This window comes from Streptomyces sp. B93, from assembly GCF_018070565.1.
In the GTDB taxonomy this organism is placed as follows: domain Bacteria; phylum Actinomycetota; class Actinomycetes; order Streptomycetales; family Streptomycetaceae; genus Streptomyces.
In genome coordinates this window covers 39,268-63,336 of record NZ_JAGPXL010000011.1, presented here as the reverse complement: position 1 = coordinate 63,336, position 24,069 = coordinate 39,268, and the positions used below count along the sequence as shown (strand labels likewise).

19 protein-coding genes are annotated in these 24,069 nt (G+C 70.1%); 11 read left to right on the top strand and 8 right to left on the bottom strand.

Annotated elements, in window-relative coordinates; genetic code table 11:
- Positions 1 to 11: 11 nt before the first annotated feature.
- On the bottom strand, positions 12 to 599 hold the full coding sequence (locus tag KBY47_RS13575; RefSeq protein ID WP_210921325.1) for a sigma-70 family RNA polymerase sigma factor: 588 nt from the start codon (positions 597 to 599) through the stop codon (positions 12 to 14).
- Positions 600 to 938: 339 nt separating this feature from the next.
- A complete protein-coding gene (locus KBY47_RS13570; RefSeq protein WP_003948568.1) occupies positions 939 to 1,550 on the bottom strand; it encodes a response regulator transcription factor in 612 nt (203 codons plus the stop codon).
- A 379-nt stretch (positions 1,551 to 1,929) separates the two neighbouring features.
- On the opposite strand from KBY47_RS13570, the gene KBY47_RS13565 reads away from it, so the two are divergent.
- Positions 1,930 to 2,262, top strand: a complete 333-nt coding sequence (locus KBY47_RS13565) for a WhiB family transcriptional regulator (RefSeq protein WP_210921324.1) — start codon at positions 1,930 to 1,932, stop codon at positions 2,260 to 2,262.
- A gap of 150 nt (positions 2,263 to 2,412) precedes the next feature.
- Here the strand turns inward: KBY47_RS13565 and KBY47_RS13560 are convergent, their stop codons facing one another.
- Positions 2,413 to 3,309 (bottom strand): LysR family transcriptional regulator, encoded by an 897-nt coding sequence (locus tag KBY47_RS13560; RefSeq protein ID WP_210921323.1) that lies wholly within the window; start codon positions 3,307 to 3,309, stop codon positions 2,413 to 2,415.
- A 79-nt stretch (positions 3,310 to 3,388) separates the two neighbouring features.
- Between KBY47_RS13560 and KBY47_RS13555 the strand changes: the two genes are divergently transcribed.
- From KBY47_RS13555 to pglX, 7 genes are all read left to right on the top strand, one after another.
- Positions 3,389 to 4,057 (top strand): MOSC domain-containing protein, encoded by a 669-nt coding sequence (locus KBY47_RS13555; RefSeq protein WP_210921322.1) that lies wholly within the window; start codon positions 3,389 to 3,391, stop codon positions 4,055 to 4,057.
- 116 nt (positions 4,058 to 4,173) lie between these two features.
- Positions 4,174 to 4,947 carry an SDR family oxidoreductase gene (locus tag KBY47_RS13550; RefSeq protein WP_210921321.1) on the top strand — a complete coding sequence of 258 codons (774 nt, stop codon included), beginning with the start codon at positions 4,174 to 4,176 and terminating at the stop codon, positions 4,945 to 4,947.
- A 74-nt stretch (positions 4,948 to 5,021) separates the two neighbouring features.
- A complete protein-coding gene (locus KBY47_RS13545; protein ID WP_210921320.1) occupies positions 5,022 to 5,732 on the top strand; it encodes an ester cyclase in 711 nt (236 codons plus the stop codon).
- Between the two features lie 228 nt (positions 5,733 to 5,960).
- Positions 5,961 to 10,373, top strand: a complete 4,413-nt coding sequence (pglW, locus tag KBY47_RS13540) for a BREX system serine/threonine kinase PglW (RefSeq protein ID WP_210921319.1) — start codon at positions 5,961 to 5,963, stop codon at positions 10,371 to 10,373.
- A 139-nt stretch (positions 10,374 to 10,512) separates the two neighbouring features.
- Positions 10,513 to 12,090 (top strand): hypothetical protein, encoded by a 1,578-nt coding sequence (locus tag KBY47_RS13535; RefSeq protein ID WP_210921318.1) that lies wholly within the window; start codon positions 10,513 to 10,515, stop codon positions 12,088 to 12,090.
- A gap of 40 nt (positions 12,091 to 12,130) precedes the next feature.
- Positions 12,131 to 13,195, top strand: coding sequence for a hypothetical protein (locus KBY47_RS13530; protein ID WP_210921317.1), 1,065 nt, complete (start codon positions 12,131 to 12,133; stop codon positions 13,193 to 13,195).
- Positions 13,196 to 13,253: 58 nt separating this feature from the next.
- Positions 13,254 to 16,943: a BREX-2 system adenine-specific DNA-methyltransferase PglX gene (gene pglX, locus KBY47_RS13525; RefSeq protein ID WP_210921316.1), complete on the top strand. Its 3,690-nt coding sequence runs from the start codon at positions 13,254 to 13,256 to the stop codon at positions 16,941 to 16,943.
- 47 nt (positions 16,944 to 16,990) lie between these two features.
- Here the strand turns inward: pglX and KBY47_RS13520 are convergent, their stop codons facing one another.
- Together KBY47_RS13520 and KBY47_RS13515 are read right to left on the bottom strand one after the other, a co-directional pair.
- Positions 16,991 to 17,194, bottom strand: a complete 204-nt coding sequence (locus KBY47_RS13520) for a DUF397 domain-containing protein (RefSeq protein ID WP_210921315.1) — start codon at positions 17,192 to 17,194, stop codon at positions 16,991 to 16,993.
- Positions 17,191 to 18,033 (bottom strand): helix-turn-helix transcriptional regulator, encoded by an 843-nt coding sequence (locus tag KBY47_RS13515; RefSeq protein WP_210921314.1) that lies wholly within the window; start codon positions 18,031 to 18,033, stop codon positions 17,191 to 17,193. Before KBY47_RS13515 ends, KBY47_RS13520 begins: the two co-directional genes overlap by 4 nt.
- 261 nt (positions 18,034 to 18,294) lie before the next feature.
- On the opposite strand from KBY47_RS13515, the gene KBY47_RS37045 reads away from it, so the two are divergent.
- A complete protein-coding gene (locus KBY47_RS37045) occupies positions 18,295 to 19,290 on the top strand; it encodes a hypothetical protein (protein ID WP_282108407.1) in 996 nt (331 codons plus the stop codon).
- Positions 19,287 to 19,925 (top strand): NYN domain-containing protein, encoded by a 639-nt coding sequence (locus KBY47_RS13505; RefSeq protein ID WP_210921312.1) that lies wholly within the window; start codon positions 19,287 to 19,289, stop codon positions 19,923 to 19,925. The genes KBY47_RS37045 and KBY47_RS13505 overlap by 4 nt, the downstream gene beginning before the upstream one ends.
- A 173-nt stretch (positions 19,926 to 20,098) precedes the next feature.
- Here KBY47_RS13505 and KBY47_RS13500 read toward each other — a convergent pair whose 3' ends face one another.
- The 3 genes from KBY47_RS13500 to KBY47_RS13490 are packed head-to-tail and all read right to left on the bottom strand — an operon-like array spanning position 20,099 to position 23,441.
- A complete protein-coding gene (locus KBY47_RS13500) occupies positions 20,099 to 21,574 on the bottom strand; it encodes a hypothetical protein (RefSeq protein WP_210921311.1) in 1,476 nt (491 codons plus the stop codon).
- Positions 21,571 to 22,956 carry a KGGVGR-motif variant AAA ATPase gene (locus KBY47_RS13495; protein WP_210921310.1) on the bottom strand — a complete coding sequence of 462 codons (1,386 nt, stop codon included), beginning with the start codon at positions 22,954 to 22,956 and terminating at the stop codon, positions 21,571 to 21,573. Before KBY47_RS13495 ends, KBY47_RS13500 begins: the two co-directional genes overlap by 4 nt.
- Positions 22,953 to 23,441, bottom strand: coding sequence for a hypothetical protein (locus KBY47_RS13490; protein ID WP_210921309.1), 489 nt, complete (start codon positions 23,439 to 23,441; stop codon positions 22,953 to 22,955). The genes KBY47_RS13495 and KBY47_RS13490 overlap by 4 nt, the downstream gene beginning before the upstream one ends.
- A gap of 151 nt (positions 23,442 to 23,592) precedes the next feature.
- Here KBY47_RS13490 and KBY47_RS13485 point away from each other — a divergent pair, with 151 nt between their 5' ends.
- A complete protein-coding gene (locus tag KBY47_RS13485) occupies positions 23,593 to 24,057 on the top strand; it encodes an ATP-binding protein (RefSeq protein ID WP_210921308.1) in 465 nt (154 codons plus the stop codon).
- The last annotated feature ends 12 nt before the right edge of the window (positions 24,058 to 24,069 follow it).

Below are 24,069 nucleotides of genomic sequence, written 5' to 3'. Positions count from 1 at the left end.
CCGAAGGGGCATCACTGCTCGGCCAGCGCCCGCAGCCGGCTCAGCGCCCGGTGCTGTGCAACGCGCACGGCGCCCGGTGACATTCCCAACATCTGGCCGGTTTCCTCCGCCGTGAGGCCCACCGCGATCCGCAGCAGCAGCAGCTCGCGCTGGTTCTCCGGGAGGTTGGCCAGCAGTTTCTTGGCCCACTCGGCGTCGCTGCTGAGCAGGGCGCGCTCCTCGGGCCCGAGGGAGTCGTCGGGGCGCTCCGGCATCTCGTCGGACGGCACGGCCGTGGAGCCGGGGTGGCGCATCGCGGCCCGCTGGAGGTCGGCGACCTTGTGGGAGGCGATGGCGAAGACGAACGCCTCGAAGGGGCGCCCGGTGTCCCGGTAGCGCGGCAGCGCGAGCAGGACGGCGACACAGACCTCCTGGGCGAGGTCCTCGACGAAGTGCCGGGCGTCGCCCGGGAGCCGGGAGAGCCGCGTCCGGCAGTAGCGCAGCGCGAGGGGGTGGACGTGGGCCAGCAGGTCGTGGGTGGCCTGCTCGTCCCCGTCGACCGCACGATGCACGAGCCCACCGATCGCCCCTGGCGCCTGGGCAGCCTCGTCGTCGCGCATCGGTCCATGGTGCCTTGCGGCCGACCGGTCCGCGGCACCGCCTTCGTCGTTGTGCACCGAAGCGTTATGAGCAGGTGCGCCGGAACTCATCTCCTGCGCCCTCCCCTTCCGCTCGACCGAATCGTCCCCGAGGAACTCCACACCTCAAGGATGCGGCATCCGCGGCGAAACGAGCAGCGGGCCTCCGAGGGGCGGTCCCCGCCGCGCCCCTCAGGGGCGCGGGGCAGCATCGGAACGCGGCTCCGCCGCAGGGCGCCACCAGCCCGGAACGGTCCGCACGAGACCCCTCCCGGACGACGGCGGACGAGTGGCGACCGGCCACTCGTCGCACCGGAGCACTCAGCGAACGAGCCCCCACCGGAAACCGAGCGCCACGGCATGGGCCCGGTCGGACGCCCCGAGCTTCTTGAACAGTCGCCGGGCGTGCGTCTTGACCGTGTCCTCGGAGAGGAACAGCTCCCGGCCGATCTCCGCGTTGGACCGGCCGTGGCTCATGCCCTCCAGGACCTGGATCTCACGCGCGGTGAGCGTCGGGGCGGCGCCCATTTCGGCGGACCGCAGCCGCCGGGGCGCGAGCCGCCAGGTGGGGTCGGCGAGCGCCTGGGTCACCGTGGCCCGCAGTTCCGCGCGGGAGGCGTCCTTGTGCAGATAGCCGCGGGCACCGGCGGCGACCGCGAGGGCCACGCCGTCCAGGTCCTCGGCGACGGTGAGCATGATGATGCGCGCACCGGGGTCGGCGGACAGCAGCCGCCGCACGGTCTCGACGCCGCCCAGACCGGGCATGCGTACGTCCATCAGAATCAGGTCCGAGCGGTCGGCGCCCCAGCGGCGGAGGACTTCCTCGCCGTTGGCCGCGGTCGTCACGCGCTCTACGCCGGGCACGGTCGCGACCGCGCGGCGCAGCGCCTCTCGGGCAAGCGGGGAGTCGTCGCAGACGAGGACGGATGTCATGGCCGTCCTCCGCAGCTGATGCGCGTCACCTTGAGCCTCCAGGCTGGTACGAATCGTCACCTGTGCGGTCGACCGTCTCGGACGCCTGCCCGAGCGCTTGTGTTTTCAACCGCCTCCGCTCTCTCAACGACGGTCACTCGAAAGAGTTACGGGGCTGTGTGCCGTCTTCGGCACTCTACGTGAGGGGACGGACACGGCGCAGACACGCGCGGTAGACCCTCAAGCTTTCATCACAACCATGCCCCATTTAGCCGTATTTCTTCCCATCAGCTGGTGTCTGAGGCTAGATTCGCAATGAGTCATATTTTCATCTCCTTAGATCGTAGTTGTACGGTCGTGGGCACCGTATCCGCCCAGAACGGCTACAAGGGGTCACGCAATGGCAGATTTCTCCCGCCTTCCCGGACCGAACGCGGACCTGTGGGACTGGCAGCTGCTCGCCGCCTGTCGCGGGGTGGACAGCTCGCTCTTCTTTCATCCGGAGGGCGAGCGCGGGGCGGCACGGAGCGCTCGAGAGAACTCGGCCAAAGAGGTCTGCATGAGGTGCCCGGTCCGCGCGCAGTGCGCGGCGCACGCGCTGGCGGTCCGTGAACCGTACGGCGTGTGGGGCGGGTTGACCGAGGACGAGCGCGAGGAGTTGATGGGGCGGGCCCGGCACCGGCTGGTGTCGGCGTCGGCGACCGGTGGACAGGCCGGGGCCTCGAACAACTGAAGGAACGTTTCCGCACCCATCGACACCGACATCGACACCGACATTCGACATGCCGAGAACAACCAGGAACCACCGGGAACGACCGGGAGGAGAGGGCACGCGCACGTGCCCTCTCCTCTTTTCTTCTTCGCCCTGCGCCTGCGTCCTTCGCTAGCGCGCCGCCGCGCGGGTCAACTGGTCAAGCGTCGCCGCCACCGCGGGCACCTGCGCCAGGTCGGGCAGCGTGAGCGCGACGATCTCCCGCCGCACCGCCGGCTCCAGCGTCACCGCGCGGGCCCCCCGCGGCCGTACCGACTCGATGGCCAGCTGGGGCAGGACGGCGACGCCCAGACCGGCGCCCACCAGACCGACCACCGCCGGGTAGTCGTCGGTCGCGAAGTCGATGCGCGGGGTGAAGCCCGCTCCCTCGCAGACCTCCACCAACTGACCGCGGCAGCGCGGGCACCCGGCGATCCACGGCTCCTCGGCGAGTTCGCCGATGGCGACGGACTCCGCGCGCGCCAGCCGGTGCCGCTCGGGGACCAGCGCCACCAGCCGGTCGGTCAGCAGCGGCCGTACCACCAGGTCGTCCCACTCCTCGGCGCCCGCCGCGGCCTCGTAGCGGAAGGCGAGCGCGAGGTCGCAGTCACCCTCGCGCAGCAGCTCCACGGAGTTCGGCGGCTCGGCCTCCTCCAGCGAGACCCGGGTGCCCGGGTGCTCGGCGCGCAGGGCCGCGAGCGCCGTCGGTACGAGCGTGGAACTGCCGCTGGGGAAGGAGACCAGCCGGACCCGCCCGGCGCGCAGCCCGGCGATCGCGGCGACCTCCTCCTCGGCGGCGGTCAGCCCGGCGATGATCCCCGCCGCGTGCCGCACCAGCGCCTCGCCCGCCTGGGTCAGCCGCATCTCCCGGCCGCTGCGCACCAGCAGCGGGGTGCCCACGGACGCCTCCAGCGCCTTCATCTGCTGGCTGACGGCGGGCTGGGTGCAGCCCAGTTCCCGGCCGGCCGCCGAGAAGGAGCCGGTGGTGGCCACCGCGCGCAGCACTCGGAGATGACGGGCCTCGATCACACCAGGAGCATAAGCCAGCCTTGGGTACGGTGACGAATATTGCGTCGACACTTTGGCACCGGTCGCCTACCGTGCCGACATGAAGCTTCTCTCGGTGAACCTCGGCCGGGCCACCGCCGTGCCCTACACGGACCAGCCGGACGGCCTGACCGGCATCGACAAACGCCCGGCGGACGGGCCGATCAGGGTGGCGGCGCCCGGCCCCAAGGGCGTCGGAGGAAGCGGCCTCGCCGGGGACGCCATCTGCCACACCCGGCACCACGGCGGCGACGACCAGGCGGTGTACGCGGTCGCCCGCGAGGACCTCGACGACTGGGAGCGCGAGCTGGGCCGGTCGCTGGCCAACGGCGCCTTCGGCGAGAACCTCACCACCCGCGGCCTCGACGTCTCCGGCGCGCTGATCGGCGAGCGGTGGCGCGTCGGGCCCGAGGTGGTGCTGGAGGTCACCAGCGGCCGGATACCCTGCCGGACCTTCCAGGGCCACATGGGTGAGAAGGGCTGGGTGCGGCGGTTCACGCGGAGGGCGGCGCCGGGCGCGTACCTGCGGGTGATCACGCCGGGTGAGGTCCAGGCGGGCGACCCGGTGGAGATCGTGCACCGGCCGTACCACGACGTGACCGTCGCCCTGTCGTTCCGCGCCGCCACCACCGAGCGGGAGCTGCTGCCGCGGCTGCTCGCCGCGGGCGAGGCGTTGCACCCGGAGGAACTGGCGGCGGCGCGCAGGTACGTCGAGAAGCACGGCGGCTGAACGCGCCGGGTGACTGCCCGTCAAGTACGCCCGGCCCGCTCGCCGTTGTCCGGAAGCGGCCCTCGGCGGCCCGCCGGGCAGCGGACGAGGGCGGTCCGGGTAACTACCCTTGGGCCATGACAACGGCTCTGATTACGGGATCGACCGCGGGGATCGGCGCCGCGTTCGCGCGGCGACTGGCGGCTGACGGGCACAACCTGGTGCTGGTGGCCCGGGACACCAAACGGCTGCGGGAGCAGGCGACCGAGCTGCACGACCGGCACGGCATCGAGGCCGAGGTGGTCACGGCCGACCTGTCGACGGACAAGGGCATCGAGACGGTGGCGGACCGGCTGGGCGACCGCAGGAACCCGGTCGACCTGCTGATCAACAACGCCGGTTTCGGCAACAAGGGCCGCTTCCTCGACGTGTCGATGGCCGACGAGCTGACGATGCTCAAGGTGCACTGCGAGGCGGTGCTGCGGCTGACGTCGGCGGCCGTCGAGGGGATGCGGGAGCGCGGGCGCGGCGGGGTCGTCAACGTGGCGTCGATGGCGGCGTTCGTGCCGCGCGGCACCTACGGGGCGTCCAAGGCGTGGGTCGTGCAGTTCACGCAGGGCGTGGCGCGGGACCTGGGGGACAGCGGGGTGCGGCTGATGGCGCTGTGCCCGGGGTTCGTGCGCACCGAGTTCCACGAGCGGGCCGGGATGGGCACGGACAACATCCCCGGCTGGATGTGGCTGGACGCCGACAAGCTGGTCGCGGCGGCCCTCGCCGACCTGGCCCGCGGCAAGACGGTGTCCATCCCCGACGCCCGGTACAAGACGCTGGCCGGGGTCGTGAAGGTGGTGCCGCGCGGGCTGCTGGGCGGGATCACCTCGAAGACGGGCCGGAAGTACGGGCCGCGGTAGCGGATGCCTCCCCCGGTGGGAAAATGGCTGTGACGAATCAAGGCAAACCGGACCCCGGGCCGGGAGGTGGCGCCATGACCTTCGTACAGCTCATCGACTGTAGGACGAGCCGGTTCGACGAGATGGACCGGCTGATGGACAGGTGGGTCGAGCAGACCAAGGGGAAGCGGACCGCGACGCACGACATGATCGGCAAGGACCGGTCCGACGGGTCCCACTTCGTCGAGATCGTGGAGTTCCCGTCGTACGAGGAGGCGATGGAGAACTCCCGGCTGCCCGAGACGGACCGCATCTTCCAGGAGATGGTGGCCCTCTGCGACGAGCCCCCGACCTTCACGGACCTCGACGTGGTGCGGGACGAGCAGCTCTACAAGGCGACCGCGCGCCGCTTCTTCGACCTGCTGGCGGCGGACACGGCCGAACTGCCGCCGATGGACGAGGTGATGGCCGAGAACTACCACGACCACGACCCGGCCAACGTCGAGGACAACATCGGCATGGACCACATCCGCCGCGAGATGGAGATGTGGCGCGACGCCTTCGACTTCACCTTCGAACTCCACGACCAGATCGCCGACGGCGACCGCGTCTGCAACCGCTTCACCTGGCGGGGCACCCACAAGGGCGACTTCATGGGCATCGCCCCCACCGGCAAGCAGGCGGCCATGACCGGGACGACCATCTTCCGCTTCGGCGAGCACGGAAAGATCGTCGAGGGCTGGTGGCAGTACGACCGCCTTGGCCTGATGGACCAACTGGGGGCGCTGGAGCCGACGGAACTCTGAGCCGCGCGGCAGCAACGGAGACAGCGGTCGCGCCCCAGGAAGGCTTGCCCCTATTAATAGGGGCAAGCTCACCCTTGCCCCACCCCTGTGCCGGCTCCCTGTGCTCCCCCGAACATGGCACCCCGTCTGTCATAGGGGACGACTAGGATTCTGGGCCTGTCATCAGGGGAGGGACAGCACGCCGCAGCGTGTACCGCCCCGGTCCGCCGCCGTCTCCGGAGGTACTCGGTGCCCGCTGCTCCGAAACCGGCTGCCCCCACTCCCCGCGAGCGCTGGTTCCAGCCGCGACGGTCAGGTTTCCGCTGGGAGCAAGAAGGGCTGGACCACCTGCGCGGCCTGATGCCGCGGACCGAGCCCTACCGGGCGTGGGCGACGTTCCAGTTCACCGGTGCGTCGGGACGTGTCAACGAGTGCGACGTGTTGATCGCGGTCCCCGGCGGTGTCTACCTGCTGGAGCTGAAGGGCCATCCCGGCCGGGTCGTGAACCACGGCGACACCTGGCAGTTCCACGGTGACGACCGGGTCCGTACGCTGCGCAATCCTCTTCATCTGACGGACCTGAAAGCCAAGGAGCTGAAGAACCAGCTCGAGCGGGCCGCTCGCAGGCTCGAGATGAACCCCAGGCAGGTCCCCTTCATCAAGCCCGCCGTGTTCCTGCACGACTCAGGGCTGGTCAGCGGCCTGGACGAGTTCCAGCGGACGTCGGTGTACGGCCGGAACGACGGCGCGAGCGGACTGCCGAAGGTGTGGGACGACCTGCTGGGTCGGCCACCGGAGCGGGAGGCCTGGCGCATCACCCCGGTGATCGGTCAGCGACTCGAAACGCTGATGCAGAAGATCGGCATCAGCCACTCAACCGCCCATCTGCGCTTCGGTGACGACTGGAAGCTCCAGCCGCGGGCGCTGGACGCGGGCCCCGAGTGGGAGGACCGGCTGGCCGTCAGGGACGACGGGCTGGTCCAGGAGAGCGGCCGGGTCCGTATCTACCTGGCGGGGCAGAAGGCGTCCGCGGAGCAGCGTGCGAAGGTGGACCGCGCGGCCCGCCGTGAGTACCAGGTGCTCCAGGGCATCAATCACCGCGGCATTGTGCAGGCGGTGCAGATCCGCGAGCACCAGGGCGGGCCCGCGATCCTCTTCCGGCACCGGGAGTCCGACCTGCGCCTGGACGCGTACCTCGACGCGTACGGTGGTCAGCTCTCCCCTGTGATCCGTCTGGACCTGGTCCGGCAGCTCGCCGAGGCGGTCCGCTACGCCCACCACCGCTCCCTGTACCACCGGGCCCTTTCAGCCCGCTCGGTCTACGTCTCGGCGCGTGAGGACGGCAGCGAGCCCATACTGCGGATCGCCGACTGGCAGACCGCGGCCCGCGACTTCGAGACGACCGTGCACCACTCACTGGGGGACACGCCTCTCGACGGCGGTCTGATCGCGGACACGGCGCAGGTGTATCTCGCGCCGGAGACGGATCTGGAGTTCGCCGATCCCGTCGACCTGGACGTCTTCGGTCTCGGTGCCGTCACCTATCTCCTCCTCACGGGTCGCCCACCCGCCGACCGCCGCAGCGCGCTGTTGGAGCGACTGCAGAGCGACGCGGGACTGCACCCCTACGCCGTCAGCGACTCCGTCTCGGCCGCCCTCGACACACTTGTCTTCCGGGCGACGGCGGCGGATGTGCAGGACCGCCTCGCCTCCGTCGACGAGTTCCTGGAGCTGCTGGCCGCCGCCGAAGCGGACGTAGCGGCTCCGGACGTGTCGGGCGGACCCGCCACGGACCCTCTCACGGTGCAGCCGGGGCAGCCGCTGGACGGGGCCTGGACGGTGGCCCGCGTGCTGGGTACCGGTGCGACCGCCCGCGCGCTGCTGGTCCGCCGCACCGGCGACGACGGCGCGGACGACTCACTGCGCGTGTTCAAGGTGGCGCTGGACCGGGAGAAGGACGCCCGGCTCCTCGCGGAGGCGAAGGCGCTACGGGAGGTGGGCGGCGGACGCGTCGTGAAGCTGCTCGCCGAACCGCGCGAAGTGGCGGGCCACACGATCCTGGAGCTGGAGTACGCGGGCGGCTACCGGGGGCCCGACGACCGTGAGCCGGTGAGCCTCGGGTCGCGCCTGCGTGACCAGGGCCCGCTGGGATACGACCAGCTGGAGCGGTTCGGCAACGACCTGTTCGACGCGCTGGACGCGCTCGCGGCCCGCGGGGTGCGGCACCGGGACATCAAGCCCGACAATCTCGGCCTGTTCAAGCGCAGCGACGGTTCGTGGCAGCTGATGCTGTTCGACTTCTCGCTGGCCGACGCCCCCGACCAGGACCTGCACGCGGGGACGCGCGGCTACCTGGACCCGTTCCTGGGCAGCACGGGGCGCTCCCGCTATGACGATCACGCCGAGTGGTACGCCGCCGCGGTCACCCTCCATGAGATGGCCGCGGGCGAGCGGCCCGTCTGGGGAGACGGCCAGGGAGATCCGCGGATGGCCCCCGACGCTGCGCTGCACGTGTCCGCCGAGTTGTTCCCCGCCGCGCTCAGTGACGGTCTGAAGAGGTTCTTCGAGCGTGCGCTGCACCGGGACGCGGAGCAGCGCTACGACAGTCTGCGGCAGTTGCAGGAAGCGTGGCGGGAGGTGTTCCGCGCGGCGGACGCGGCCCGCCCGGCGACGACCCCGGCAACGGTCGGCATGAGTGTGGAGGACGTGGAGGACGCGCGCGAGCAGGCCGCCGAGGCCGCCTCGCTCAGCACTCCGCTCGCCGCCGCGGGGCTGTCGCCCCGGGCTGTCTCGGTCGCCGAGAGCCTAAAGGCGCACACGGTCGAGCAGCTGCTGAACATCCCGCCGCACCACATCTCCCGGGCACGCGGCGCGGGCAACGCGATCCGCAAGGAGCTGAACCGCCGCCACCGTCAGTGGACGCAGGCGCTCCGGCGGCGGGCGGCGGCCGGGAAGCCCGCGGCGGTGGCCCTCGACGCCCCCGAGGAGGCGCTGGAGTCCGTCGACACGCTGGCCGCGCGGCTGACACCGCCGGAGGGTAAGCGGCGCACACGCCCCCGCCCCGACGTGGTCCGGGCGGCACTGCAACTCCCCGGTGCGCTGGAGGCCGGGGAGACGCTGGAGCCGTGGCCCGCGCAGAGTTCGATAGCGCAGTCGCTGCGCATCAGCCAGCCGACCGTGTCGCAGAACCTCCACGTGGCGGTCGAGCAGTGGTCAGCGCTGCCGTGGCTGCGCAGGATTCGCGACGAGCTGGTGGCGATCCTGGCCGACCGGGACCGGGTGTCCACGGCCGAAGAGCTGGCGTCGGAGCTGCGGGCCCGGCACGGCGCGGGCGCCGGTGACGCGGAGGGGGCGCAGGCGCGGGCGCTGGCTGTGGTGCGGGCCGCTGTCGAGACGGAGATCCGCAGACGGGAGGACGAGCAGCCCGGTCCCGACGCCGAGCCGCCCCCGCGGCTGGCCGTCCAGCGCCGGGCCGGGCGGGTCGTGATCGCTCTGGAGGACCAGCCGGGCGCCGACGATCCGACCCCTGCCGAGCTCGCCGACTACGCCGCGGCGCTGGGCGTGCGCGCCGCTGACCTGGCGGGGCGCGATCCGCTGCCCGGACGGACCACGGTGCTGCGGGAGCTGCGCGCTGAGCCCGCCCCTGACGGGATGTCCCCGCTGGCCGACACCCGGCTGGTGGAACTCGCCGCGTCGATGACGGCCGGTGTCGCGGTCTCGCCCCGCCTGGAGCTGTTCCCGCTCTCCCTCAGCCTGCCGCGGGCCCTGCGCATCTCCCAGGCCCCGGCGGGCGTGCGGCCCGAGACCGGGATCAGCACCGGGGACCTGCTGGCGCGGGTACGGGCCCGGTTCCCCGGTCTGGAGGTGCTGGACGAGACGACGTACGTGGAACTGGGCGAGGCCCTGGGCGAGGCGGGGTTCCCGCTCCTCTACGACGCCAACCGGCGCCGGTTCGTACCGCAGTCGCGGGAGGGGGCGGGCAGTCGTCCCGCACTGTCGTCCTCCGTCCTGACGAGCACCGGCTCCCTGTACGCCGCCGCTCAGGGCAGCATCGCCGAGGGCCGGGACCCACGGGAGGTGCTGGCGGCACGGCTCACCGACGCCCGCCGCCGCGGCGGGTTCCTCGCGCTGACGTTGAAGGGCGCGGAGCTGCCGGGCGTCGCCGCGGCTCTGGCGGACCGGTTCGAGGCGACGGACACCTCGCTGAACGGGCTGTTCCTGGACGCCCTGCGGGAGCTGGCCGAGGAGCAGTCGGTGCGCTGGCAGGCCCTGCTGAAGGCGGACGCCAAGTACGCGGCCACCGGCACGCTCGGGGCGGCGCTCGCGTCGTACACCCGGCTCGCGGCGGAGCGGGTGCGTCAGCGACTCCTTGACCTCGCGGAGCATTCCGGGCCGCGGACGGTCCTGCTGGCCCACGAGGCCGGGCTGATCGCGCGCTACTGGGAGGCGGGCGGCCGGGAGCTGGTGGCAGCCCTCCAGCAGGCCGCCCGGCGTCCCGCCGACACACCGCACGGCCTCTGGCTGCTGCTGCCCGCGGAGGACCCGCGGGCCACGCCAACGCTGGACGGCCGGACGGTGGAGGTGGTGGACCGGGCCACGGAGTGGGAGGTGCTGGACGGACTGTTCGTGCGGGAGCTGCGGTCCACGGTGCGGCAGGTCTGACGCCTCGGCCGGGTCGTAGCGGACGCCGATCATCAACCTGCCTGACGCGCAAGGGAGTTGATCGCGATGCGGCTGACAGCCCCGCTGCCGTCCCCCTACCATGTTCAGTCCTGTCGGCTATCTGTAGCGGGGGTGACTGATGGCAGGCACCGTCGTCAGTTCTGCCCAGTCCGGTCACGCGCTACGGGGGGCACCGAGCACGCGGCGCCGCATGCCCGCCGTGCCGCTGTCAAAGCCTCACGCGCCGCTGTCCGCACCACCGCCGGAGACCTGGCCACACTTGGTGGCCCGGTTACGGGACCCCCTCATCGAGGAGTTCTCGGCCGCGTGCCGGGAACTCGTGGCCGCAGACGCCGACTTGTGCGAGATCAGCCCTCGTGATTTCGACATCCAGTTACGCCTTTACGCTCCCTCGGTACTCAGCGCGGGCCATCCCGGCCACTCACTCGAAACACTTTACGACGCTCTGCGACGACAGCTCATCGTGCGTTGCAGCCGTATAGCCGCCTACACCCACGACGCCGACCTCATGGCGAATACGTCACTGCTGATCGGCGGCGGGGAAGCGCGGCGCGACTTCACTGTCCGGCGCCCTGACGGCTCCTCCGTCCGGGTGAGTTTCGACCAGGTACCGGCCGACATCGGACATCTGTACCAGTCAAAGCTGCATTACCTGCTCAGCCCACGGGCCGACACCTTGGTAGAAGTCGGCTGCTACCTCCAGGGCGCCTCGCATCCCATCACCTACCTGGGCTTCTCCGCCTGCGACAGGCCCGGCATCATAGAAGCCCTGCGGCGGCACGACGTTCCGGCGGAGCGCTCCAACTTGCTCGTCCTGACTCGCGCCCTAGGATTGTCCGATACAGCTCGAAACCTGATGAGTTTCACGATCGGACAGGCCGTGAGGTATGTACGAGACATCGGCTGCAAATACATCGTAACGGCATTCAATCCACTCCTCGGATTCACCGGGTCAGCATTACACGCCTCCAATTTCACGCCTTTCGCCACAGCACCGGTAGCGTACTTCTACGACACTCTCGGAAATTACCGAACCCGCCGCCAGTCAGCATCGGACAAACGCGCGGAACGCCGAGCGGGAAACTACCGCAACCTCCTGGTGGCACTCGGCACGGACAGCACGACAAGAAGAGAAATCCGCAAAGTGAAAACCCTCGAACACCTCGCAGAGCCGACGGCCCAGAAGCCCACGCCCTCCGGGGCACGCCCGTCGCTCGCCCTCGCCGACCTGTGGCGCTACCGCTCCCGGCTGGAGGCCGCGTGGTCCGTGCGGACCACCCACCCCAGTTACGCGCGCGAGCCCTTGTCGTCCAAAGGCCAGTGCGGCGTCAGTTCCGTCTGGCTGGCACGCAGGCTGCGGCAGCAGCAGATCGAAGCGACGTACTGCTACGGCCGCCTGCGCTTCGACGACCCGGGCATCTCCTCCGTGGACCACCACTGCTGGATCGAGATCGGCGCCGCGAGCGACCCGTCCCGCCAAGTCGTCGACCTCACGGTCGACCAGGCCGACGGGTACGAGGAGAAGGTGATCTGCCGCCGGTTCGACGAGCTGAGCCGCGACGGCATCCACTACGAGCCGACGACGCGCCTGTCCGTCGACGACCTCCCGAAGGACCGTGTCTGGTCGCGCTACACGCGGCTGGAGGAGTCCATGCGGGAGAAGTGGGGCATCCAGACGCTGTACGACTCGGTCTGAGACCGCGCAGGCGGGCTCGGGGTCACAGGGGGAGGGTCCGTTGAGCACCCAGGTGGAGCGTCCAGAAGTCCTTTTACTGTCCTCGAACCGGCGCCGCCGCTACTCGGAGGACATCCTCACCGCGCTGGCGCTCCCCCGGGGTGCGATCATCCGGTTCCGCTACGAGGCCCGGTACGTGGCCCCTCCGCTCCAGCAGAAGGTCGCCAACGGCAGCGTCCTCGGCGTACAGACCCTCATAGGCTTCATCGCCGACGAGGACTCCCCGACCGACGCCTTCCTGCTCCCGGTCCGGCTCGCCAAGGTCGTGTCCGCCGAGTGCGCGGCCGACATCTTCCGGTTCCGGCTGCGCGTCACCGAACACGTCGACCTGGACGAGTACTCCCTCAACCGGGACGAGATCAGGGCGTCGAGCCGCCGGACCATCGACAAGATCATGGAGGGCAACAACGGGACGTACTACCCCGCCCTCCTGCGGTTTCCGCCGTTCCCCATAGGCACCGGCAGCGACGAGGCGCAGTTATGGATCGGGGTCGCCCGCCGCCTCGCTCTCCACCCCACGTTCGCCAGCGCCTACTTCATGCGTGTGGACCCTCCGGTCCACCTCAAGAGCGCCACCACGTTCACCTTCGACCCGGAGGGCCGTCTCGTCCTCGGCGACATGCAGCCCGCCCGCCTGCCGGTCAGCTTCCACACCGAGCACTACGCGGAGACGCCCAAGATCAGCCTCACCTGCGACACCGACGGCCGCTTCCTCCGCGTCTCCTCCGACGCCTCCCACGACGTCGCCTCCCGCTACGACTCCACCGAGTTCTGGCTCCAGCCCGACGCGTCCTCCTTCGACTCCCTCACCCACGTCACGGTCCGCCTCGGCCCCGATGAGCCAGGTACCACACCCGTCGCCGACGTGGGGCTCCCGGTCGTCGTCAAGCACTCCCGCGTACGCCTGTTCTCCCGGGTCGCCATCAGCGCACTCGGCGCGTGCCTGGTCGCCACCCCGGCCATCCTGGGCCCGGACTCCTCCCTCCCCCTGCGCGTCCTGCTGGCCGTCCTCGGCGCCGCCGCGCTCAGCACGGCCACCATCGTCATGGGCCGCCCCCGCGACTGAGAGGATGGGCACGGGCTATTGGCAGCCTGTGTGCGAGGGGTGAAGGAGTGATCCGTAAGTGACTGCTGAGGGGACGCCGGGGGCGGGGGCCTCGCTCGACCCGGTACGGCTGCTGAAGGATCTCCAGACGCGGGCCCGCCTGCTGGAGGACGACCTGCGCGCCCGCACCGACAGCGAGCCGGAGTTCCGTTCCGCGCTGCACGCCGAGTACGACCGCGCGGTCCGCGCCGAGCGTACGGCGGCCATGTACGAGACCTGGCGGGACGAGCGGGTCGTCCAGATCGCCGCCGCGTGGGTGCTGGCCTGCGTGTTCGTCCGCTTCAGCGAGGACAACGGGCTCATCCCCGACGCCTGGCTCTCCGGCCCCGGTGAGCGGCTGGCGGAGGCCGTGGACCGCCACGACGCGTACTTCCGGGCCCACCCCGAGAAGAACGACCGCGACTGGCTCCTCGCCGCCTTCGACGCGCTCGGCGCTTCCCATCCGACGGCCGCCGGGCTCTTCGACCGTGAGCACAACCCGCTGTACGAGGTGACGCCCTCGTACGAGGCCGCGTCCGCGCTGCTGGCGTTCTGGCGCGAGCGGGGCGCCGACGGCGAGACCGTCCACGACTTCACCGACCCCGACCTGAACACCCGTTTCCTCGGCGACCTCTACCAGGACCTCTCGGAGCATGCCCGCAAGACGTACGCGCTGCTCCAGACGCCGGTGTTCGTGGAGGAGTTCATCCTCGACCTGACCCTCGAACCGGCGGTGGAAGAGTTCGGCCTCACCCCCGCGTGGAAGCACCGGCCCGCAGGGTGGGACGGGGAGGTGTGGGCCGACGGTCCGGGTGGCGAGGAGGTCGTGCGGGGGCTGCGGTGCATCGACCCCGCCTGCGGCTCCGGGCACTTCCTGCTGGGCATCTTCGAACGGCTGCTCACCAAGTGGCGCGAGGCCGAGCCCGGCACGGAGCAGTGGGTCCTCGTCCGGCGTGCGTTGGAATCCGTCCACGGCTCGGACAAGAACCCGTTCGCCGTCGCCATCGCCCGGTTCCGACTGCTGGTCGCCGCGTTGAAGGCGGGCGGTGTGCGGGACCTGACGGCGGCGCCCGGGTTGCCGATCCGGGTGGCGGTCGCCGACTCGCTGCTGCACGGGCGCGGTGCGGAGACGGTGACGGAGGCGCTGGACACCCTGTTCGCGGAGAACGAGCCGTTCTATTACAGGACGGAGGATGTGGAGGAGTACGCGCGGGGGGTGGATCTGCTCGGGAGGGGGTCGTATCACGTGGTGGTGGGGAACCCGCCGTACATCACGGTGAAGGATGCGAGCGAAAATGCGACCTATCGCCGAGCCTACGACGCTTGCTCGGGAACTTACGCACTTTCTATTCCTTTTGCGCAGCGAATCTTTGAACTGGCAGTTAGGTCGGGAGGAAGTCGACGAGACGGTGGCTTCACAGGGCAAATCACGGCCAATTCTTTCATGAAGCGACAGTTCGGGCGACTGCTGATCGAAAAGTTCTTCGCTAAGGTTGACCTCACTCACGTCATTGATACCTCCGGGGCGCACATCCCAGGGCACGGGACACCCACAGTCATCCTGGTGGGCCGAAATAGAAATCAACTGGCTATGTCGCAGGTGCGAGTAGCAATGGGTATTCAAGGGGAGCCAGAACAGCCAAAGGAACCGGCCAACGGTAAGGTTTGGTCTGCGATCGAGCAGCTAATTGGACAGCCAGGTAAGATTTCTCAGTGGGTTAGCGTTGACGACGTGGAAAGGTCACGTCTGGCAAAGCATCCGTGGTCTTTGAGTGGCGGAGGAGCAGCAGAACTGATTCAGCGGCTAAAGAGCGAGGGGGAACTCAGAGGCAGGATTGATCCACCTATCGGGCGCGCTATTCGCGCTGGCGCCGATGACGCCTTCAGCAGACAACGCCCTGTGAAGGTGCTGGAGAGCACAGATGCGTCCGCTCTTCGACCCATTGTGCGCGGCGAAAACGTCCGAGACTGGGGAATGCATAACCTCGGTTTCACTTGGTACCCATATATCGGCAACGGGCAGGTACGAGATGATTTGCAGCACGAACTTTGGCCGCTTCGGACACTACTCGCCGCCCGGCGCACATTTCAAGGAGACATGGCTGCAGCAGGGCGCGCTTGGTGGGAATACATGCAACACACCAAGTCGGCGTACGTAACACCACTCTCAATCACGTTCGCCAACGTTGCCACTCACGTACACTTTGCGGTCGATCGCGGCGGTAAGGTCTTCGACGCTCACGCCCCTGTCATTAAGTTGCCGCCCGGGGCGAGTGAGGAGCGGCATCTGGAGTTGTTGGGGGTGCTTAATTCCTCATCTGCCTGTTTCTGGTTGAAGCAGGTGAGCCAGGGCAAGGGCGGAAGCGGACTCGGACGGGGCCTTCAAGACGAAGAGTGGGAGGAGCGTTACGAGTTCACCGGCACCAAGCTCCAGGAGTTTCCCCTTCCTGGGAAGCTCCCCCTTCCCCTGGCCAAGGAACTCGACGCGCTCGCGCAGCAGTCGGCCGAGCACGAGCCGTCCGCCCGCACCCGCACTGGTGTCCCCACTCGTGCAGCCCTCGACGCGGCTCGGCAAGCGCAGCAACAGATCCGTGCCCGGATGATCGCCCTGCAAGAGGAGCTGGACTGGACCGTCTACGGTGCCTACGGCCTGCTCACGCCCGAAGAGGTCGCTCGGACGACCACCGATGAGGTGCCCGAGGTTGCCCTTGGACAGAGGGCCTTCGAAATCGTGCTCGCTGCCAGCGGGGCCGAGACCGCCTGGTTTGAGCGGCACGGGTCGACCCCCGTCACCGAGATTCCCGCTCACTGGCCCGAGGACTACCGCAAGGTCGTCCAGGCGCGGATTGACCTCATCGAGGCCAACAAGGACATCCGTCTCATCGAGCGGCCCGAGTACAAGCGGCGCTGGTCCATCGAGCCCTGGGAGAAGCGGGAGGCCGCCGCGCTGCGGAGTTGGCTGCTCGATGCCGCCGAAAGAGAGGAGCTGTGGTTCGAGGAGCGGGACGGGTTCACCGTGCCCCGGCCGCTCACCGTCAACCAGCTCGCCGACGCCCTCCGCCACGACGAGGACGTTCAGGCCGTCGCCGCGCTCTACGCCGCCGACCACCTCGGCAAGCGCGACGCCTCCCTCGCCACCGTGCTCGCCGCCGTCATCGAGCCCGAGCACGTCCCCTACCTTGCCGCCCTCCGCTACAAGGAGCCCGGCCTGCGCAAGCGTGCCCAGTGGGAGCAGGTCTGGGAGCAGCAGCGCGAAGAGGACCGTACCGGCAAGCGGCTCGACATCAAGGTGCCGCCGAAGTACACCAGCGCCGACTTCCTCAAGCACTCCTACTGGTCCCACCGCGGCAAGCTCGACGTGCCGAAGGAGCGGTTCATCTCCTACCCCGGCGCGTCCCTTGAGTCCGACACCTCCCTCCTCCTCGGCTGGGCCGGTTGGAACCACCGCGACCAGGCCGACGCCCTCGTGGGACTCCTCCGCAGCCGCGTCGAGACCGGCGGCTGGGCCAAGGACGACCCCCGGTTCGTACCGCTCCTGGCCGGGCTGCGTGAAGTGCTGCCCTGGGTTCATCAGTGGTACGGCGGCTACGACGAGGAGTGGGAGGGCAACCCCTCCGAGGAGTTCCAGGCCGCCCTCGACACCGGCCGCACGGAACGTGGTCTCTCCGAGTCCGACCTGATCAACTGGCGTCCGGAGAAGGCGGCTCGCGGGCGGAAGAAGAGCACCTGACGTGAGTGAGGGGCGGCCGTGCGTGCGGCTGCCCCTCGGTCGTCACATCAGCCGCGCGCGGCCATCCGCACAAACGCCACCCACGGCACAGAGGGAACGCTGATCACGGCCGCGTGCGGCTGCTTGGAGTCCCGGACCAGTACGGCTGCTCCCGCGTCCGCTATCTCCACGCAGTCGCCGCCGCTCCCTGAGCTGTAGCTGCTCTTGTACCAGCTCAGGTCGTCGGCGGGCGCAGGGCTGCTTGCCTTCATAGCTCTCCCAACAGCTTCTCGATGAAGGTCAGCGACTCCCGGGGAGTGAGTGCTTGCGCTCGGAGAACGCCGTACGTCGCTTCCAGAGGGCTGACCTTCTTGGGTGCGGTGTACAGGATGCTCGCCTCCTGCACCTCCATGTACCCAATCCTGCGCTGGTCTTCAAGATGGATCAACGTGAAGGCGCCGCCCAGGCCCGCGTGTTCATCGCGGTGCATCGGCATGACCTGCATCTCGACGTAGCGCTCGTGCCCGCACAACAGCAAGTGCTCAAGCTGGCCTTGTAACACCTCACGCCCGCCCACAGGCCGACGGAGCACCTGTTCCTCGATGACGAAACTCAGCAGTGGAGCGGGTCGTCGGGAGAAGAGTTTCCGCCGCTCCATACGTGCCGCCACACGCTGCTCGATTACTTCCGCGTCCAGCAACGGCCGCCACATGGTGAAGACCGCCCGCGCGTACTCCTCCGTCTGCAACAGCCCTTTGACCACGTGGTTGTCGTAGGCGTGCAGCTCTACAGCCTCGGCCTCCATCTCCGCGTACCGCCGAAAGAACGACGGATACCGAGCCCGAGCCACCTCCCCCTTCATCGCCACCAACACCCCCCGCGCCCCCACCGCCCGGTCCACCGCGTCGATCAGCTCCGGCTTGGGAATCCGCCGCCCCTGCTCCACCGCCGCGATCTGCGCCTCCCCGTACCCGACCCGCTCCCCCAACTGCGTCTGGGTGAGCCCGGCCACCTCCCGCAGCAGCTTCACCTGGCGACCGAAGCAGCGCAGGAACTGTCCGCTGGAGTCCGGTTCCGCCCCGCCCGCGCCCGCGTCCGATCCCGTGTCCATGCCGCCTCGCCCCCTGTCGCCATCCAGCCACCGTCCGTCACTGGAGCGTAAGCCGTATGCACATCAACCCTGGTCACGGGAGGTCAAGTTGCCACCTGTGAGTGAACCCGCCCACCAGGACCCCTCTTCACTCAACGCGTCCACGGAAGCACGCTCCGTGCGCTACCGTCACTCCAACAGCAACCCAAAGAAACGGCCCCCGCGACGGCTGCAACCGTCAGCGAGGGCCTGAACCACCAGTGGAAGGCCATTTCCACCGTGATGTACCGGCACCTTATCGCGCCCCCTCGCGCGTTCACCCAGTTCTCCCACGACCTCATCCGGCATCCCCGGCTCTCCTCGGACGCCGTGCGGCTGCTGACCTGGCAGCTCTCCCTCCCGCCCGGCGCCCGCGAATCCCTCTCCCGTACGGCTGAACGCGCCCGTATCGGCGCCTGCGCCTTCACCCGGGCCAAGCGACAGCTCAAGGATGAGGGGTTCGTACACGAGCGGCGGCTCCAAGGGCCCGGTGGCCACTGGGTCACCCAACAGCTCGTCTCCAGCGTCCCGTTGAACCAGGCCGAGGCCGCCAAGCTCCTCGCCCGAATGCCCGTAGGCCCGGCCGGGACGACCACCACCGAACGCGTCACGCCGGCGCCAGCCCCGTCCCCGTCACCGCAGGTCGCACCGGGTCCCCGTCTCCCGGCCGTCGGTGAGCCGACCACCCCGCCCACCGACGGCTATCCACCCGAAGACCCTGAAGAAGACACCCCCAACCAACCCCCCAGGCCCCCCGGGTCCCCCGAACCTTCCGTGCCTCCGCAGGAGACCGCCGCCGCCCGCGCCCTGGTCGACGCCTTCCCCGCCCTCTCCCCCGACCTGCGCCACATCCCCCGCGCCATGCACGCCGAGCTGACGCACCTCACCGCCCGCTGGCTGGCCGCCGGGCATCCGCCGAGCAGCATCCGTACGCACATCCTGCGTGGCCTGCCCGACGACGGAACGCCCGTGCGCCGCCCCGGCGGACTCCTGCGCCACCTCCTCCAGGACGTGCCACCACTCCCCCGGGACACGCACCCCACGCCGCCCCCGCCACCCACCGCAGGGCCCGCCGGCCCCCACCTCTCCCCCCGCCTCACCGGCACCCGGGAATGCGCGGGCGACCACGTGCAGCCGGTCCTCTTCCGGCCCGTCGGCAGCGAGACGCACTGTCCGCGCTGTCAATCCCCCCGAGCTGACTGCCCGCCAACTCGGTTGCCCCGTAACGTAGTCACATGACTACGAACATCTACATCGACGGCTTCAACCTCTACTACGGCCTGCTGAAGAAGAACCCCGACCTCAAGTGGCTGGACCCGGTCTCGCTGTGCGCCAAGCTCGTCCCGGCGGGGCAGCACATCAACCGGGTGCGGTACTTCACGGCGAGAATCAAGCCACGACCCGAGGACCCAGGAGGGCCACAACGGCAGGACGCCTACCTGCGGGCGCTGGGCACACTGCCCGAGGTGTCCGTCCACTACGGGCGGTTCCTCCAGAGCACCACGCGGATGCGGCTCGCGCAGCCGCCGCCGGGCGGGCCGAACACCGTCGAGGTGGTGAAGACGGAGGAGAAGGGGACGGATGTCCACATCGCCGCGCACCTACTGCGGGACGCCTTCCGCGGGGACTGCGACCTGGCGGTGCTGGTCAGCAACGACAGCGACCTGTGCGAGCCGCTGCGGATGGTGAAGGAGGAGTTCGGGGTGGCCATCGGCATCCTCAACCCGTTCGACCGGCCGAGCCGCTGGCTGCGGCAGGTCCAGCCGTCCTTCATGAAACCGATCCGGGTGGGCGCCGCGCGCGCCTCGCAACTGCCCGACCCCGTTCCGCTCGGCAACGGCAAGGAGGTCCGGCGCCCCAAGGAATGGGTCTGAGCACGGACGACGACCGACCGTAGAGGACAAAAGCAGAGGCCCGCCGTAGTCCTTGGCGGGCCTCGCGCCTGCTCGCCGCGACGAGCAGGGGGTTCGCTTCCCACCGTAACGCATCACCCGGTGCCTTCCAAGCGGTACGGCACGGTCACCTCACGGTGCGTGACGGCCCGGGTCTAGTTGGCGACCCGGGGGACCCCTCCCTTGCGGCCCACGTTGAAGGCGATGCGGTAGACGTCCGGCAGGTCTATGCGGCCGTCGCGGCGGCGGCGCATCACGCCCAGCGTGATCAGCTCCTCGATGAGCAGCTTGGGGTCCTCCGGGTAGCGGGGCCCGGTCCGCACCTTGGTGTCGTCGTCGGCGCTGTGGGGCACGTACCGCTCAGCCAGCTTCCTCAGGGCATCGACCAGGTTGAACTCCTCCCAGAGCGCCTCGACCTTCGCCTGCTCCATCGGTACCTGGTGCCCCGCCAGCGGCTTGATGGCCGACTCCACCCACGGCATGTCCTCGCTGATCTCGTCGACCCGCGTCTCGGACGCCTTCTGCACCCCACGGCGGATGCCCTCGTGGTGCAGGGCGTGCTCGTGGCCGGCGTACTGGCTGCGGGTCTCCGCGAGCGCCTTCTCCAGCGCGCTGAGGAAGCTGCGCGGGCTGACCTGCTCGACGCCGTCCATCAGGTGGTTCGGCAGCCAGGTGAAGGTGTGGCCCTTGCGGAAGTTGGAGCCCATGTAGGGCCCGGCGATGTGGGTGAACTGCTCCGACTGGCACTGCTCGTCACCGCTGAGCAGTGCGGGCAGGACGTGACGACGGCCGTCTGCCTCGCTCTGCCAGCCGCCGGTGAGCTGCCGGAAGCGGGCCGCCAGCTCGCTGTCGTGGTTGCCCATGGTGTGGAACAGCAGGCCGTAGAGGTTGGCCCGCGACCAGGTCAGGGCCGCCGCGTTGGAACTCAGCTTGGAGGCGTCGGGGAAGTGGAGCAGGGCGCCGTCGTACATGTCCGGGCGGATGAACACCTTGAAGCGGATGCTGCGCGTGCCCAGCCGCATGGCGAGCGCCAGCTCCAGAATGCCGCCCACCAGCCGGTCGGCCTGGGCCCGGACCCGGTGCAGGTGCTCCAAGGCGTCGAAGAGAATCAGGTGCGTGACGCCCTGCCGCTGCGCCTCCTGGTCGGCGTGCTGGACCGTGCGCTCCGCCGCACCCGGGTTGTTGCGCACCCACAGGGCCTTGTCCCGCCATTCGGGCAGCTCACGCAGCTCGGGCTGGCCGAAGGCGCTCAGCATGACGGCGTACCAAAGGTCGTAGGGGCGAACACCTTCTTCCACCAGTTGCCGCAGGTTGCCCGGACCAGGGTAGAAGTTCTGCTTCAGCGCGGCTCCGAAGCCCTGAGAGACCTTCACCCGGCGCAGCCGCTCGATGCCGTACTCCTGGGCAGCGATCTCGCGCAGCGTCTCGTCTAGAAGCGAGCGGTACCAGAAGGTCTTGCCAACGCCGCGCCCGCCGCGGACCACCGTGCTGTCGACGTACAGGGCAGCGCGGTGGGTGTCCGGAGTGAAGAGGCTCTCCACCTTCGGCACGGCGGTGTCCGCGTCCGTCGCCTCCGGGAGAGCGCCGGACAGCAGGTCGCGGTACTCCTCGACGCTCAGTGCGGTGCTCATCGCGGTCCTTCGCTGCTCTGCTGCGGGTCGGCGGTGATCAGGAGCGTAGCGGTGGGCAGGAAGTCCCGGTACGCCGCCTGCACGAAGGCGCGGTCCTGCCAGCCCGGGGTGGCCGCCGCGTCCAGACCCACCAGGCCCGGCTCGAACAGGATGGGGATGGGATGGTGCGGCGCCGCGTCGTCCTCCAGGGAGGGGGAGAAGGTGTCGGTGGCGAACTCGTCCGCTCCGGCGGGGAGGTCGTCGTAGAGCAGCGCGAAGCATTCCCAGGCGTGCTCGCGGAACGACTGGAGGTAGGTGCCCTGCGGTGAGTCGGGGACCATCGAGGCCACCATGCGCAGCTTCTCCCGGACCGCGCTCGCCTGCCCGGAGGTGAGCCAGGCCGCGAAGAGGTCGCCGTAGCCCTGCCAGGTCTGCGCGTTGTCCGTGCCGAACAGGAGCGCCAGGTCGCACAGGCGGGAGATGGTCACCGCGGCGATGTCATGGATACCGGCCCGGCTGTCCAGCAGGACGATGTCCGGCCGCCGTCCGCTGTCGCCGTCCCGGGCCACCGCGTCCTCGCAGGCGCGCACGGCCTGCTCGAGCCGGTCGGCGAAGTCGGCGCCCGGGACGTCCGCGTAGGCGCGGTTGAGCTTGTCGACGTAGGCATAGGGGACGCCGGGCGTGCCCCGTCCCCGGGCCGGTGCCACCCACAGCTCGCCCCGGCCGGTCGGCGGGGTGTACCCGGTGCGGATCACGTGCTCCAGGCCCTCGGCGTTGCCCACGGCCGACTCCACGAGCAGGTCGATGACGCCGTGCGGCGGCAGTTCCGCGTCGACGGTGGCCAGCGGGCCGACGCCCGGTGACTCCAGGTCCAGGTCGACGACGAGCACCAGGTGTCCGGCGTCGGCCAGGTGGCGGGCCAGGACGGCGGTGGCGGTGCTGCGGCCCACGCCGCCCTTGAAGCCGTAGAGCGCGGTGCGGTGGGTGCGGGTGCCGTCCGCTTCCGAGGACGGGGTGGACACGTGCGCCCAGTCCTCGCCCACCACGGTGTTGTCGAGGACGCGCACCCGCCCGTCGGGGCGCTCCGGGTCGGTCACCGCCCGCTCCGAGTCCAGCAGTGCGTCGGCCGAGAAGAGTTCGGAGGCCAGCAGCAGGGGGCGCTCGGCGGCGTAGGGGCCGAGGTCCTGGGTGAGACGGGGCCCGTAGTCGGCGTTCAGGCGCGCCAGTGTCTCGGGGGCCGGGTGCGTACGGTCGTCGACGAGAAGCGTGAACCGGCCCAGCACGTCCCGGACGGCCAGCACGTCGACGCCCGTGGCCGCCAGCTCGTGGGCGAGGGCCAGGGCGCGCGGTCGCGCATCGGCGAAGCGGACGGGTCCGCCGGGCGGGCGGGGGGCGAGGGTCACGGCAGCCTTCCGGTGATCAGTGCCTGCTCGTGCAGGGCGAGGATGTTCTGGGCCACCGTACGACGTTGCCGTACGTCCGCCTCGACAACTTCGCTGCCGTCGAGGTACCGATGCTGTTCCGACCAGGAGGCGAAGGCGGACAGGCCACCGAGCGCGGTGGTCAGCGGGGACGCCGACCTGCCGTGCGTCAGGAGAGCCACGTCGGTGGCCACCCACGGCAGGTGGCCGTACTGGCGTGCGGGCTTGTTGGTCGCCGGATTCGGATTCGGGAGGTAGGGCTTCTTGGCGCGCTGTCCGCCGGGCTTGACGGGATCCATGGTGACGGCCGTGAAGCGCAGCAAGAGGCTCTTGAGAGCGCACTCCACGGCGAAACCGTAGTGGTGGTCGGCGTTCGACAGCCGCGTCCCCTTCAGGAGGTAGTCCGCGTCCTCGTAATGACGTCGGGCGGCGTGGGCGAAGTGGTGCTCCTCTGAATTCCCCTGCACAGCAAGGATCTTAGGGCGCGCATCACCCGTACGGCCCAGCCTCCGGACTCACCCCGCCGACCCCGACAGCCACCCGCCCCACCCCGACAGATGCCGACCGTAGGGGCGGAGAACCTGGTCAGCGGGCGGGCGCGGGCGCGATCGTCGCGCCATGACCACCAGCACCTCCACCGGCGCACCCGCCTTCACCGCCGCCGCGTCCTTCACCCTCCGCTTCAGTCCCACCCCGCGCGGCGCCCGGCTGGCCCGGCGGCTGGCGTCGCTCCAGACGGACGCCTGGGGCTGGCCCTACCGCACCCCCGTCCACGACGCCGTGGAGCTGGTCGTCGCCGAGCTGGCCGCCAACGCCGTCACCCATGGGCGGGTGCCCGGCCGGGACGCGGAGCTGCGGCTGGCCCACGACGGCGCGGGGCGCGTCCTTGTCGCGGTGAGCGACGTGCGCGGGGAGCGGCGGCCGGTCCACGCACCGGAACCCCGCCCGCTGGCGGAGAGCGGACGCGGGCTGGCCCTGGTGGAGGCAGTCGCCGAGACGTGGGGCGTGGCCGAGCGTCCGGGTGCCCCGGGGAAGACCGTGTGGGCCGTGCTCGCGGCCGTGCGCGGTCCCCGCCCCTCCTGAAGCCCAGGGGCT